Below are 14105 nucleotides of genomic sequence, written 5' to 3' on the forward strand. Positions count from 1 at the left end.
ATGTTTTCAGGGCATTTGTTTGTCGCCGGTCGCCGCTGAAAGACGTTGGCCAGCGGCAACCGGCGACACCATGAAAAGCTTAAATTCATCCACTTATGAAAATGTGGCGATGAATTGTCATCATTCAGAAAATTTAAACAATTCACTTATCCCTCCCGCGTTACCCACAACCCCACAATCGACCCGGACCGGCTTGCTCCGCCGTTCCGGGCGCTCCCGTTCGCTGGGGTGGCCTGGTTGCCTCCCAGCTCACTGGCTTTTCTCATGTGGATTTGTGGATAACGCTCCCTCCTCAGATATCCATCAAATAACGGTGTGCTTTAGAGGCGGCACTGGCGGCCTTAAAAATAAACCGTTTATCACCTTTCAACGCATCCAGCCATGAAGCAATATAGCTTTCGTGCTGCACTTCCCCCGTCACCCCCAACTCAGCCATTAAAAACGCGCTGCCCAGCTCCGCGATCAGTTCTTCAAATGCATAATCCTGTGAACCAAATCGCCCTTTCATTTCACGATTTAAACGACTTTTCGCCCCACTCCAGTGAACCAGTTCATGTAAACCCGTTGCGTAAAAATTCGCGGCATCAACAAAAAGGTGGCGCTCAGGCAAATAAATTTCATCAGTTGCCGGTCTGAAAAATGCCTGCTGACCACGCTCTGTTATTTTCGCGCCAGAACGCTGGAAAAGGGTTTCAACCTGCGGCAATGGGTCAAATTCATTCACCGCCTGCGGCTCATTTTCGGTGCCGGTTTTCAGACCGTCGATTTGTGCGACGTTAAACACGGTGAACGATTTCAACATAGGGATTTTTTCAACGTCCCCCGCGTCGGTTTCCTTCTCGATCGTCTTATAAAAAATAGCTGTTGTGCCCTTTTCACCTTTGCGAACCTGGGCGCCCAACTCCTGAGCCTGTTTGTAAGTCAACCAGCGGGAATCCGTAAAACCCTGCCCTGACGCGCTGCACCACAACAGCATAATATTCATCCCGCTGTAACTCGTGCCAGTGGCAAAGTTGGATGGAATGCCTGACACCGCACCGTGACGTTTCCATGGACATTCCCACGGCTTAACCCCCTTTTCTAACGCCTCGATGATGCTGTTAGTGACAGTCTGATATATATCGGTTTTGGTTTTAGAAAATTTCGTTTTTGAGGAGCCTGACTGCTCCAGCGGGGATACGCTGGTCGCCGGTGCGGTATTAGGGGCGCTTGTCTGGGTATGCAGATTCATAGTCATGGTTGTTTCTCCGTCAGTGTGAATTTCGTCTTCGTATCGCCTGACGGTTCGACGCCCCTGAATCGTTCTGGCCAGCCAGGGCGCGTAGCGTTCATACACCCTTGCGGGCCAGGTTGTGACGGGGAACGATTACCGGAAGCTGATACGAAGGAGAAAGGCAACACAGGAGAATGTGACTATGTGCATACCCGGACTTAGCGCCCCTTATGCCGCGCAGGTGAAAGCCCTTGAAGTTGATCGTTATGAGTGTGGAATGCCCGGCGGGGCTTGACTGCAATGATTTAAAGGGATGTTCTGGAAACACCTCTTGATAAACGAGGTGAATAAATTACACTGTATATATTCACAGTATTTTTTTGAGTTATTGCCATGAAAGCAGAGCTTATCACCCCAACCCACAATCTCCGCCTTGCTCTGCCCTTCTACGGAAATTCGTGTTCTGCTGGTTTTCCCAGTCCAGCGCAAGACTGGATAGACTCGTCACTGGATCTGAATGAGCACTACATACGGCATCCATCAGCGACTTACTATGTCCGTGCTTCAGGTGATTCGATGGCTGAATGTGGCATTTTGTCAGGCGATTTGCTGATAGTTGACCGCGCTATTAAGCCCGTTCACGGTAGTATCGTAATTGCGGCCATCGAGAACGAATTTACGGTTAAGCGCCTCATGCTGCACCCCCGCCTTTGTCTGATGCCAATGAACCCGGCCTACAGCCCGATTTACGTTAACCCTGATGAACTGGAAATATTCGGCGTGGTCACTCACAGCATCCATGATTTTCTGTGAGGAACTGACATGTATTTACTCTGTGATATCAATGCGATGTATGCAAGTTGTGAGCAACTTTTCCGACCTGACTTGAAAAATAAGCCGGTCATTGTCCTGTCAAACAACGATGGAAATTGCGTGGCTCTCAATCGCCAGGCAAAACAAACCGGCATTAAAAGAGGTGCGCCATGGTTCCAGATTAAGCCTCTGATAAAACAACATGATATTGCCGTTTTTAGTTCAAATTATGCTCTGTATGGCGATATGAGCGCCAGAGTATGTGCCACCCTGGAAAGTCTCGCGGCTCAACTGACTATTTACTCAATCGATGAAGCCTTTTTGACGGTCTCCGGTATCGAGTCCTGTGAGTCCCTAGAGGCGTATGGTAAGCGGGTCCAGGCAACGGTTTACAGAGATACCGGCCTGAGCTGCGGGATTGGCATTGCACAAACCCGGACACTGGCCAAACTCGCCAATCATGCTGCCAAAAAATGGCCAGCTACGAGAGGCGTAGTTGTTCTGACTGAGCGTTTACGCCAGAGAAAATTGCTGGCTCTGACACCGGTAGGCGATATATGGGGGATCGGTAAAAAAATCAGCGCTCGACTGGAAGCCATGGGGATGAAAAATGCCCTTCAGCTCGCCGATGCGAACCTGGCCTTTATTCGTAAGACCTTCGGTGTGGTGGTTGAACGCACCGTAAGAGAACTTAACGGCATATCATGTATATCCATCGATGAGCTACCTGCAAAAGAGCAAATCATTTGTAGCCGCAGTTTTGGCGAACGCATCACTGAAGAGCAGCAAATGAGAGAAGCGGTCTGTCAGTATGCAGAACGGGCTGCCGTGAAGCTGCGCGGGGAAAAGCAATATTGCAGAAGCATCACGGTATTTGTACGTACCAGTCCTTTTTCAACCGACCCGTATTACAGCAACTCAGCTACTCAGACGCTGATACTTGCCACCCAGGACACTCGAGACATCATCGCCTCAGCAATGCGGGCTTTAGAGCGAATCTGGCGACCGGGTTATCGCTATCAAAAGGCGGGCATCATGCTCAATAATTTTGTTCCGCGTCCCGGTCAGATAGATATGTTTGATGAAACCCCGCCCAGACCCAACAGCGCCCAGCTGATGAGCGTAATTGATCGCATAAACGATACTGGCCTTGGGAAAATCTGGTTTGCAGGTCAAGGGATAAACAAGGGCTGGCAAATGAAACGCGAAATGCTTTCTCCACGCTGGACAACGAACTGGCAGGAACTCCCCACGGCAGCAATAAAATAGGATAATACTAGACATCCCAGTGTTTCTGCCCATGCCCCCTTACCTTTAACCCCTGTATGGGGTTTCAGTATAGGAGCATGGAATGTCGGTATACCCCTTGGACTGAAGCAAAAATTGTATTCCCTCAGTCATTAACCATTTATCTTTACAAGGGCCAATTTTCACGCTTTTCAATGGCAATTTTGTTTTTGCTTTAATTTCTAAATACGGAATAAGCCCGTAATCATTGACCCTGACCTTTACATTGTTCAATCTATTTATTGGTTGAATCACAATTCTGAACTCCTTTTCCTCACTGAAACTTTCGTGCTTAAAAATGGAGTAGCTTTTCTTGCAAAATCAGCAGAATATATTATTTCGTGAAACGGGTCGTCTGCTATAAGCTTCGCAATATCCTCTCGCCTGAAAAAATCAGTTATTTTCGATTTAGCTTTCGGAGTGGAATCCGGCTTTGTATAAATCACTTCTCCTGAAATAGATGCACATTCACTAAAGCTAAGCGATTCGAATAGCTCTTCGCTCTCAAACTCTAAGCAAACACCTTGTTTTGCACCATATCCCCGCCACTGGCTGAGCAGGTCAGAGTCACGACAAAATGAAATATTATACATATGTCTAGCTTCGAAAAGCTCAAATTTTGTCATCGCATCTCGGATAAATTTCAGACTTCTGCCACTAAATTCATCTTTAAGATATTCCAATGAGCTAACTATGCATTGCATTCCATGTTGTAACTCCTGAGCATCATTCAAAAAATAAAAATTTGTCGCCCAAAAACAATCATTTTCTATAATTCCTTTCAGTCCATTCAAATCAGTGTAATGATATATACGCATCAGATCCTACTATAACTCATACGAGGAGGTGTCGAGAGTATAATCTAACTGACTCCTACGTACATCCAGCCTCCTCAGTGATTGCCTTCTGACCGTCAAACTCTCTACCATTTTGGACGTTCAGGTCTTTCTGTCCACCGCACAATCTGCATCACGTTTCCGGCACTCATGAAACATATAATTGTTCTTCTAAAACAGAAGGTTTTATGGAGACACCTATGAAAAATACAGGAAATAGTCTGTCATCCCTGGAATGGTTTTTCGCACACGCAAAAGCAGGTAGCCTTTCAGCTCAGGTGCAACTGAAAAGTTTTCCTGTTTCTGATGTGGAGAAGGTCACTGAGCTGTGGGAAAGCGATCCCGCATATAGGGAGCGCCTGCAACATGAGCGCCGTCGTGGGGAATGACGCATATTAGTCATAGCCGCGCCATCGGCTTTTCCCTTTGATATTGGACACTCCGATAATCTGTCCAGTACTACTGACTGGTACGCCCAAACTTTCCGTTACACAGTTCTTCGTTCACAATAGCCTGAAACATTGACACAGAATCCCTCGACACTTCTCTTAAATTTTCAATGAGATCTGGATCATTATCTTTGTTATAAAGAATATACGTGGAAACATCATACTGTAATTTAAACGCTGCTTTTCTGATAACAAGACTCGACGTGATTGTTATTTCATTATGTATGCGTAAATATTCAAGATAACCTTCATCATTAGCCTCACACTGTTTATATAAATAGGTTTGCATGAGAGACTGAGACAATGCCAGAAATTTTATATAGCGCTCAGTCTTTTTCTCTTTCTCTTTTAATTCCTGTGTTGTCGTGTCTTTCTTTAATTCGTGCTGCTGTGTTAACTTCAGCGTTAACCCACCGCCAAGCAAAGCAATAAACGAACCCAATCCGATTTTTACGGCATTATCAGCCACATCCACCCACTCAACGGCCATCTGTTACCCCATACTTTCCTGTGATAATTATAGCGCGATAATCGGCCTCGGTCGTATTTTCGTCGTCGTGCTGCCGCTGGCAGCGCGTACAGCGGATTTTACTGCCTGGCATATCCTCGCCGCAGTCCGGGCAGTTCTCCAGATTGTCTTCTTTATTCATCTTTATTCATCTTCATTCCTGTGCTCCCTTTGTTTCACTGTCTCGCACCGCGACTGGTTTAAACGCTTCCAACAGGTGCAGCATCTGTCAAACGTTATTGAATCCCGTGTGTTCAAAAGCCCCAAATTTTTCCTGATGTCTTCCTATGAACAATTGATTTTCATTCTCCAGCTTATGCAATAATTTCATTAACACGTTAATAGCATCATCAATTGCCCCCTTCCAAAGAACGATAAATCCATTCTGGATTCTGAAATTCACGTTCTGCTCACAAAACGATTCTATTTTCATGGGTTTTTTTCCAACCTTTCCGTTCGAATGCACTAACCGGTTTCTGATAAGTTTAATATTCTTTAAATATTCCCACTCATCTTTGAATGATGTTAAATCAAACCCCATCACATCCTGCATATACCGGGAAATATTATCCAGCACGGCGTGTCTGCTCAGTTTGTCAAAATTAGAATCCTTGCCCATAACATCCTGATTAAACCACGAACAGTATTCTAAAAGAGTGTATTCAGCCTGGCAATATAGAGATACAAGCATGGTTTCACGGTGAAATCTTGGTGCTGTGCTTTGTGCATTGATGAGATCTTCTACATAGGCATCTACAATATTCTCATGATCTTCTGTATCTGCGTCTTTAATTTCAGCCATCATGGAGTTATTTACATCCTCCTCAACAGTTTGCCAGTAAGACTCACTGTGGTTATGAAAGTTTTTTATTGTATACAATTCAATATTAAAACTGTTCAATTGATGAAAGTAATTACATTCGAAGAAATCAATTTTCATTTAGACGCCATCTGTTCGCAATTATATTAATGTATTGCGTATTTTACTGCGAATATCTCTGCCGGGGTAGTGTGCTTTGACGATCTGTTTTCGGAAAAGATTTCCCGCGATCTGGGGCGCTTTACGGTAAAATAGCCGGGCGTCGTTACTGGCGCTCCGGTGTCTGCGTTCGGGCTTGATCCAGGCACCGGAACCCTTCTCTCTTAATTCCCGCCCCGGATTGGACATACAGCGCATTCTGTCCAGTTATACATTTCCTCCCCACACTTATCCCCTGAAATTGTGGATAATCAACATGTAGTGGTTCGTACTGCTACCTTCGCTACCAGATATAGTGTTTTGCCGCCCTCCTTCCTGTCCCTCCGCGCCATATTTCTCTGCGGCCAGAAACTTTTTACCAGGCCAAATTGCATTATCGGAAAAAATGTCCATTTTCTGAAAATCCAGAATCCGAATTATTGTGATCGGACAGCGTGTCGCTTTACGGCATACTTTACGGCACCGGCAGCGCCTGGCGGTTTCGTCACCCTTAGTAGCAAGGATAACTAACCGGATTTTTACCGGAGCCCCTCAGTATCCCGGAACGGGCTTCCGGGATACTGAGGGGCTGGACAAATCCGGGCCACGCCCCGGATGCGTCAGGCCGTCAAACTGAAGATGCGGAGATTAAATACTTGAGCCTCATAGCCCACGAAATGAATCAGATTTCACGTAGCGACGCCTGGAATGGTTATTTGTCGCTCGCGGATGCGCGGTCATTACGTGATCTGGCCGCAAGCCTCGGGCGGGATTACCGAAATACCTGCTCGCCCGGAAGTGGCCGTGTTACTCAGTTACTTCGACGATCTGCGCCAGCGCACGTATTTTGATACCGTCTGGAATACCGGCGCACGACTCAATGAAGCACTGGCCCTGCGCCCTGCGGATTTTATATCGGAGAGTGGTAAGCCGGTGGTGGTGTTACGCACCCTGAAACAGCGTGGCCGGGAAGCCAGCCGCAAACCCGGCAGGCCGAAAATCACAGAGGAGATACCGCCAGCCGACCCGCGCTATGATAAGCCGCCCGAACCCGCCATTCGCCTGGTGCCGGTGCTCGATACCGCCTATGAACAACGTATCAAAGAGTACATCGCCACCTGGAAACCCCGTATCAAGCATCAGCCCATCTGGGATGTATCCTCCAGACAGACCCCGATTAACTGGTTAACCGCCGCCGTGACACGGGCCGAGCGTGACGGTGTCATGTTTTCAATTCCGGTCACGCCGCATACCCTGCGTCATTCCTTTGCCATGCATCTGAAAATGCATGGTCTGCCCGATATGATCCTTCAGTCGCTGATGGGCCACCGTTACGCCCGGAGTACTGAAGTGTATTCCAGGGTGATGGCGCTCGATGTACTGGCGGGAAGGAGGCTGGATTTTACGCTCGATGTACAGACTGCAAAGCAATTGCTCAAGGGATGAAGACGGGAAATTTGTTATTGACGTGCTGCAAACGTTCTTTTCTTATGAAACATACCGGCCCATACCTCCCCTACTGAAAGGGCTGGCTTTCAATGGCGTTTAAGAAATCAGCGCCGATCAAAAATATCATTTTTTTTGCCTCCCATTGACAAGTGTCACAAGCCTTACGTGGCGTGGACTTAGCGAAAACCGGCCTGTCACAACCTTAATTTTTCAATGAAATCAATACTTGCGGGAAAATCAATAACCGAGATAATAGTTGCAGTGGCGGGATTGTGAGCGCCTTTCAGACGTAAAAAAACCCAACTGGTGAGGTCGGGTTTAATTACGGTTCCGGTTCGGAGTGGTGCTCTGACCGGAGGAGAACGCTCTACATCTAACGTCTCTAATTATATGCCCCATGCTTTGCCTGTCAATACTCGAGTAATACTCAGGCAATACTCAAGAGAGTGATGGCAGTTTTTGCATGGCCCGTTATATAATCAGCAGGTTAGCTCTGTATTGTCGCTTTCCTGCCCTTAAACCCGGCTTTAGCGGGTATGAACGATTTGAAAGTCCTGGCTGAACAACAGGTGGTGCTGTTTCAGTGCTCTGGCAGGAGGAGAACGCTCTACATCTAACAATGAAGAAACCGTTACAACAGGCAGTGTATGAGTAAGTAACGGTGTTCCTCCTCCAGTTTAACTGGAGAGACGCATGATTGATAAAATCATCATGGTTCTGAAAGCCGCTATCGTGGTTTTAGAGCTGATCCGCATCTTCTTCTGAAGCTGACGGAAACGTAAGTAAGGCCGTGGAGTTAACCGCTTCACGGCCTTTAACATTTTATTTCCTCCAGTAGTTAACATATTGCCTCTTTCACGCACCACGCCAAGAGCACTCGTTACAATGTCGGGGTGAACGCCTCAAAAGATCACGTTTTCTTTCCCAAAATGCCTGCATTTAATGTTGCTTATTTGTTATCAAAAACAAGATTTCAGTTTGGTCATGATTTTATGGCCAAAGCCTCGTTTATGCATAACTCCATTAAATGCGCATTTACTCATATGAGTAAATACACATTTCATCATTTACACATACAGGATAGTACGCTAGAGTGATTACACAAACACTCATAAACACATATGAGTAAAAAAGGGGAGCGCAATGAAAGTTATTTCTTTTTTGAACCCAAAGGGTGGTAGTGGCAAGACAACAAGCGTTATTAACATTGCTACTTGTATTGCGAGAAATAATAAGGTGGCTGTAGTAGATACAGATCCACAGCAAAGCCTGGCAAACTGGAATAAGGCTGAAAAAGCCAACTTTGATGTATTCACAGTCGCATCAGAAAAAGACGTGTACACAATAAGGAAGGAATTAACTGATTATCCATATGTGATTATTGACGGGGCTGGGGCGCTTTCTGTCATTACCGCTGCGGCTGTCATGGTCAGTGATTTGGTAATTATACCGGTGACACCGTCACCTTTAGATTTCTCAGCATCTGGTGCAGTAATAAGTGTTCTGGAGGCACAGTCCTATAATCGTCCAGTAGAATGTAGGTTCCTTATTACCCGAAAAATTGAACAAGCCACCATGTTAAGCGTTTTACGGGAAAGCATTGCAGCAACGGGCATTGCTTCGTTCAAAACAGCAATAACTCAACGACAGAGTTACGTTAAGTCTGTGCTAGATGGTGAAACCGTTTTCGATACCAATGATGGCGCGGCCAAAGGTGAAATTGATGTACTCGCCGCTGAAATCCTGAAAATTGTTGCGTAAAAACACATTTACTCATAAACTCAAATGAGTAAATAAGTATTGGAGTAAAAACATGGCGTTAAATAAACAGAATAGTGGTAGCTCCACTCATAAGGTTATGACGTTCGGTGAAAACCGCGACTTAGATAAAGTCATTTCAAGCGCACCAGTAGCTATTCAGAAGCGGATCAACTTCAACATGCCAGAAGATAAACACCAACGATTAAAAGCGGCATGTGCCAGGAAGGGAGTCTCTATCTCAGACGTTATGAATGAACTTACCGACGCCTGGCTAAAAGACAACGAATAGAAACTCAATTAAGTAATTGAGTAATTGAGTAATTGAGTAATTGAGTAATTGGGTTTATATCTTTTACTCGGCTTAAGGCTTGGGCAAAAAAAATAACGGCTGCGTGACGAACACAACATATGGTATTGGTTGTCTCTGCCTGGAATACTACATGTTGAATATCCACAGAAACCGGGGATAAGTGTGGGGACGAAATGTATAACTGCACAGAATCCTAAGAGATAAAAATAACCCTGACAACCCTAAAAACTTTGTACCTTGGGGTTGTCAGGGTTATAATTATTGCATCAGGACACAACAGAGAATAGCGATGGATAGCAGAAGGTTAATTGCAGAAATCAAGGAAGATGGTTGGATACTGGTAAGAGTAAATGGAAGTCATCATCACTTTACTCACCCGACAAAACCGGGACTGGTAACCATACAGCACCCGAAAAAGGACTTACCCATTAAAACGGTTAAGAGCATCAGGAAACAAGCTGGGATTTAATCCCAGCTTCATCATAAGGGCTTAAATTATGTTATATCCAATTGCGATTGAAGCAGGCGACGAACAACATGCATATGGTGTGACAGTGCCTGATTTACCTGGTTGTTTCTCAGCTGGGGATACGATGGAAGAAGCGATTGCTAATGCCAAAGAAGCGATCACTGGTCATATTGAATTGCTGGTTGAAATGGGAGGGGATATTCCAGCCGTTTCATCAGTTGGTGCGCTGGCCAAAGATCCAGAATTTGCCGGTTATACCTGGGCTGTCGTTGATATTGACGTAACGCGCTTACTTGGCGGCTCAGAAAAAATTAACGTAACACTGCCTAAATCTCTAATTGACCGGATTGATCGCTGTGTAGCAACACATCCCGAGTTTAAAACCCGCTCGGGCTTTCTTGCTCAAGTCGCGTTAGAAAGGATTGCAAGAACAGCTTAACTGCCAGAGAACTAGCCCACTCATCGTGGGCTTTTCAACCTTTTTGCTTCCACCCCAAACCTCGGCTCTTGCTTTCCTTACAGAAGGAGGCACCACGTAGCGGCATGTAACACTGTTCTAGGGGTCAGTTTGGATATCGAGAATTATTGTACGTTTGGCACAATAACTTAATGCTAATGTACGCATACATTAGCATTAAGTTAAAGATGATCAGTCCTCGCCATTCCTAGATGCCCTGACCCCCTCCTTATAGGTACGCTTAACCCGCTCAATCGTTGCCAACGTTTCAGACCAGTGCCGCCTGGCTTCGTGGCGATATATGGCGGCCATTTTTTCCACGGCCTCCGGGCTACTATCGTCGCTGCGGCGTTGTCGCCCCGTATCCCCGAAAATTTCCACAATCAGCCACTGGCTCCCCGTTCTGCCGAAGAGGGCATTACATAGCCGCTTCACGGCCAGCGGGGTTAGATCTGGGTCGGGATCGTATGCGACGGTGGCAAAAATAAAACACAGCATTTGCGAGGTTTTGTAACGCTTTACCGCCGCCGCCAGACGTGCGGCACGCTGCGGCGCTTCCCAGCGGTCGTCACTGTACCCGACCATTTCGGCAAGATATCTCGTTCGAGGTTTTCCGCCGTGTAACATCTACCGCCCAAGAACATACGCATGGCCTCTTTCGTTTCATTCCGCATAATCTCAACCTCTATTAATGCTAATGTATGCGTACATTAGCATTAAGTCATTATATGCGATAACCATTTTTGTTAAAAATACCGCATCGAATAATTTATGAGGGAAACTGTATAGCAAGGAGGCAGATTCTTCTTTGTCGGAAAGTGAATCATTACTGGCATTACCTGCCACTCACGACATAGTCGCTTTTTTTGCCTTTTATCCAGGCCTTTCAGTACGCTATCGTAGTTAGTCATACGAAAAGCAGGGATTTCCCTGCATTGCCATACAGACAGGGAGTCATCATGATTATCAGCCCACCCTTTATCCGTGAACAGAATGCTGGTGACAGTGAGGATTCATGGGTAAACAGTATGCTTCCCATCGACGCAACGCGGAGCTTCCCACTCAATGCGCATGGTTCCTGGCATGGTGGTGTACACGTCACCCATAGCGACAAAACCCACCACCCGGAAATGGTCCGGGCGATTGCTGATGGTGTGGTGGTCTCTTTCCGTAAGCCATCAGGAACGGATAAGCGCGATGCATTCCCGCTGAACTACAACGGGCAGACTGATAACGGATATGTGCTGCTGAAACATGAAACCTCCATAGGTTCAGGTGACAGCGGCAGTATTGTTTTCTATTCCCTGTATATGCACCTTCGCGACCGACTGGACCCGGCAGTGGCAGAGGGTGCCAGAATCTGGCGTAAAGACCCTATCGGGATGAATGGTATGGTGGACGGTGTGAATGCCTTCCATTTTCAGGTGTTCTGTGACGACGAGAACATGCTGAAACTGACCGGACGCACCACGCCTGAAGTCGATATCACCCGTGACGGCAGAACCGACACCCTTTACGGCGATATCCATTTTTATCTACCGCCCGGCACCCCTTTTACGCACCGGTACCTGACGCAGCTTCACCGGACACGACCCGCCTGAACGCAGTTCATACCACCACGGAACCACTCTTCGTCAGCATGACCTTCGGAAAGGCGACTGCACAATGCTCACCGCAGGCAAAATGCCACCACGCCGGCATGGTTGACACCGTGGGGAGATGCTGGTGAATGCCGATGCTAATCCGCTTGATAACAGCCAAAATACTGCTGGGAAGTATGAATAAACTTATTCCGGACTGCCAGACGCCTGTACCCGCAGAATTCGTCTGCCGGGTTCGAACTCCTCCGCTTCGGCCGGGTCATCAGTACTGAACATGAAACCCTGACTCCTGCTGATGCCCACTGTGGCGTACCGTCAGCTTTCCCGGCGGAACGGGCATGGTCAATCTGGCCTCCCTGACATCAAAAAATTCAGCGATGCCGACTTCCCGCACTGGACGGGGTGGCGGATGGTGGACGATGACACGGACAACAACAGTCAGTGTAATTCCCCCCTATCGCCGGATTACAGGACAGCGGGCATTTCAGCGACCTGAGCTGCCGGCTGGTCTGCCATTTTTCCGCTGGAGTGGAATGCTGCCACCTTTGACCAGCGCTATGCCTGGCTCAAAAACAGGCTCTGACGATGTTCCTGCCATGTCTGAAGAAGACTATGAACGGCTGAAAAGTCATGCCTCAGCGCTGTGCTTTGATACCGGCGAACACGGCACCGGCAGGCTGTGGCATTTCCATCCGCAAACCTTCATCACCCATTTCCGCAAGTGTTGCTGGCTAAGCAAATCAGAACTGAAACAGCTCATTCCCCGGAACGCGCTAAGAACGGCTGGCCGGAATGATTACCGCTGGGAGGCCATCAACAACTACCGGACGGTGCCGGCAGCGTCGCGGACAATATCCGTACGCACATGAACAGGGCAATGCAGAAATACCTGATTACCACCCCGCTGCGCATCGCCTGCTTCCTGGGAACGGCATTCAGGAAACGGGCTGGCTGGGGTCGATGGAGGTACCGCTATACGGAAACAGACCCGCGCACGCGTCTGGTCATCCGCCGCTACAACATCTGGTACCACCCGTGGTACGGGCGCGGCCTGTTACAGCTTACTAACCCTGAAAACTACTTCAATTATTTCAGCTTCAGGGGGCGAGCATGCCCGGAAAATATCAGGAACACCCTGATAAATGAATACAGTCGTCTGTATGCACAACAGTCCCTTCGCTACACCGACAATCACCTGTCTGATACCGAAAACCACGTCCCGGAGAACATTATCCGGTGGCGGAATAACGTCAGCAGCGACCTCCATGAGGCGGCCACAGCAGTGCGGGTTTTACTGGGTTTCAATGAATATGGCCCCCTACGCCGATAACGATCACGTGCTGGAGCGGTGCAGCGTCACTCCCCGACAGAGCAGGATAAAGATTTACTACCGCAGCCAGGCTTTCTGGCGGGCCAGCGCGCCGTTAATCTGCCAAGTCAGATCGATAACGGACGCTATCAGGGGCTGAATGGTTTTGATACCCGCTGCTGCGTCTACGGCAGCGCGATAGCCGTCCTCACCGAGCAGAAATTCCCGGACAGCGATAATAACCCGGTCAACGAGAAGCCCGAATCAGACCAGCTAAGGAGAGGCTGATGAAAAAATTATTACTGCTGATGGTAATCCCTTTTTTTTCCTCAGGAGGAATAACCCCGGAGATCGCTAATCCGGATAAATTCAATGAAAATTTATTTAATCAAATCACTTCAAGTAATTATTTGGCGACCATATCAGGATGCAAAGTAATTTCATTAAAAATGTTTCATCCTCCTGAACGCAAGAATATCCACTATCGGATACTTGGCTTTGTCTGTTCTCTGTTGATGTCATTACTAACGGGTACGGACCGGGGCAAGCATTACCTGAAGAGGTTTATCTTGATAAAAAACAGGGCTTTGGAAAAACAAAAAGTACATTTTAAGCAAGGAAGGCACTCAGCGTTCTCTGGACTTTTATGGCATTAAAACCTGAGCGAGCTGCAGCCTCTGGAGTT

At 47.3% G+C, this 14105-nt stretch carries 17 protein-coding genes and 2 pseudogenes; 13 read left to right on the forward strand and 6 right to left on the reverse strand.

The genetic code is table 11. The features are described from left to right. Positions 1-292: 292 nt before the first annotated feature. The gene (locus tag D8682_RS01050) at positions 293-1237 is read right to left on the reverse strand and encodes an ArdC family protein (RefSeq protein ID WP_121813241.1); all 945 of its coding nucleotides are present in this window, start codon (positions 1235-1237) and stop codon (positions 293-295) included. Between the two features lie 369 nt (positions 1238-1606). Between D8682_RS01050 and umuD the strand changes: the two genes are divergently transcribed. Together umuD and umuC are read left to right on the forward strand one after the other, a co-directional pair. Further along, on the forward strand, positions 1607-2026 hold the full coding sequence (gene umuD, locus D8682_RS01055) for a translesion error-prone DNA polymerase V autoproteolytic subunit (RefSeq protein ID WP_121813242.1): 420 nt from the start codon (positions 1607-1609) through the stop codon (positions 2024-2026). Between the two features lie 9 nt (positions 2027-2035). After that, positions 2036-3295 (forward strand): translesion error-prone DNA polymerase V subunit UmuC, encoded by a 1260-nt coding sequence (umuC, locus tag D8682_RS01060; RefSeq protein WP_121813243.1) that lies wholly within the window; start codon positions 2036-2038, stop codon positions 3293-3295. Between the two features lie 269 nt (positions 3296-3564). Here umuC and D8682_RS01065 read toward each other — a convergent pair whose 3' ends face one another. After that, positions 3565-4131: a DUF2971 domain-containing protein gene (locus tag D8682_RS01065; RefSeq protein WP_238392764.1), complete on the reverse strand. Its 567-nt coding sequence runs from the start codon at positions 4129-4131 to the stop codon at positions 3565-3567. 218 nt (positions 4132-4349) lie between these two features. Between D8682_RS01065 and D8682_RS01070 the strand changes: the two genes are divergently transcribed. Beyond that, the gene (locus D8682_RS01070) at positions 4350-4538 is read left to right on the forward strand and encodes a hypothetical protein (RefSeq protein ID WP_121813204.1); all 189 of its coding nucleotides are present in this window, start codon (positions 4350-4352) and stop codon (positions 4536-4538) included. 70 nt (positions 4539-4608) lie between these two features. On the opposite strand, the gene D8682_RS01075 is transcribed toward D8682_RS01070, so the two are convergent. From D8682_RS01075 to D8682_RS01080, 3 genes are all read right to left on the reverse strand, one after another. Further along, positions 4609-5088, reverse strand: coding sequence for a peptidase M14 (locus D8682_RS01075; RefSeq protein ID WP_121813205.1), 480 nt, complete (start codon positions 5086-5088; stop codon positions 4609-4611). Next, complete coding sequence (locus D8682_RS26595) at positions 5078-5248, reverse strand: hypothetical protein (protein WP_162302955.1); 171 nt, start codon at positions 5246-5248, stop codon at positions 5078-5080. Before D8682_RS26595 ends, D8682_RS01075 begins: the two co-directional genes overlap by 11 nt. Before the next feature lie 87 nt (positions 5249-5335). Continuing rightward, on the reverse strand, positions 5336-6046 hold the full coding sequence (locus D8682_RS01080; RefSeq protein ID WP_121813206.1) for a hypothetical protein: 711 nt from the start codon (positions 6044-6046) through the stop codon (positions 5336-5338). Between the two features lie 674 nt (positions 6047-6720). Between D8682_RS01080 and D8682_RS01085 the strand changes: the two are divergent. From D8682_RS01085 to D8682_RS01105, 5 genes and pseudogenes are all read left to right on the forward strand, one after another. Further along, positions 6721-7510: pseudogene (locus D8682_RS01085) on the forward strand (site-specific integrase). 1146 nt (positions 7511-8656) lie between these two features. Further along, a complete protein-coding gene (locus D8682_RS01090) occupies positions 8657-9274 on the forward strand; it encodes a ParA family protein (protein WP_071700969.1) in 618 nt (205 codons plus the stop codon). A 52-nt stretch (positions 9275-9326) separates the two neighbouring features. Next, positions 9327-9563 carry a plasmid partition protein ParG gene (locus D8682_RS01095; RefSeq protein WP_121813208.1) on the forward strand — a complete coding sequence of 79 codons (237 nt, stop codon included), beginning with the start codon at positions 9327-9329 and terminating at the stop codon, positions 9561-9563. 310 nt (positions 9564-9873) lie between these two features. Then, complete coding sequence (locus D8682_RS01100; RefSeq protein ID WP_121813209.1) at positions 9874-10053, forward strand: type II toxin-antitoxin system HicA family toxin; 180 nt, start codon at positions 9874-9876, stop codon at positions 10051-10053. 28 nt (positions 10054-10081) lie between these two features. After that, positions 10082-10492: a type II toxin-antitoxin system HicB family antitoxin gene (locus tag D8682_RS01105; RefSeq protein WP_121813210.1), complete on the forward strand. Its 411-nt coding sequence runs from the start codon at positions 10082-10084 to the stop codon at positions 10490-10492. 210 nt (positions 10493-10702) lie between these two features. Here D8682_RS01105 and D8682_RS01110 read toward each other — a convergent pair. Beyond that, a pseudogene (locus D8682_RS01110) lies at positions 10703-11184 on the reverse strand (hypothetical protein). Between the two features lie 285 nt (positions 11185-11469). Between D8682_RS01110 and D8682_RS26995 the strand changes: the two are divergent. The 5 genes from D8682_RS26995 (at position 11470) to D8682_RS01120 (ending at position 14076) form a co-directional block, all read left to right on the forward strand. Further along, positions 11470-12111 (forward strand): M23 family metallopeptidase, encoded by a 642-nt coding sequence (locus tag D8682_RS26995; protein WP_238392765.1) that lies wholly within the window; start codon positions 11470-11472, stop codon positions 12109-12111. Positions 12112-12644: 533 nt separating this feature from the next. After that, positions 12645-12980, forward strand: coding sequence for a hypothetical protein (locus tag D8682_RS27000; protein WP_238392766.1), 336 nt, complete (start codon positions 12645-12647; stop codon positions 12978-12980). 8 nt (positions 12981-12988) lie between these two features. Beyond that, positions 12989-13441, forward strand: a complete 453-nt coding sequence (locus D8682_RS27005) for a hypothetical protein (RefSeq protein WP_238392767.1) — start codon at positions 12989-12991, stop codon at positions 13439-13441. An 18-nt stretch (positions 13442-13459) separates the two neighbouring features. Next, positions 13460-13708, forward strand: coding sequence for a hypothetical protein (locus D8682_RS27010; protein ID WP_238392768.1), 249 nt, complete (start codon positions 13460-13462; stop codon positions 13706-13708). Beyond that, positions 13708-14076 carry a hypothetical protein gene (locus tag D8682_RS01120; RefSeq protein ID WP_121813244.1) on the forward strand — a complete coding sequence of 123 codons (369 nt, stop codon included), beginning with the start codon at positions 13708-13710 and terminating at the stop codon, positions 14074-14076. The genes D8682_RS27010 and D8682_RS01120 overlap by 1 nt, the downstream gene beginning before the upstream one ends. Positions 14077-14105: the final 29 nt, after the last annotated feature.

This window comes from Buttiauxella sp. 3AFRM03, from assembly GCF_003675305.1.
Taxonomy (GTDB): domain Bacteria; phylum Pseudomonadota; class Gammaproteobacteria; order Enterobacterales; family Enterobacteriaceae; genus Buttiauxella; species Buttiauxella ferragutiae.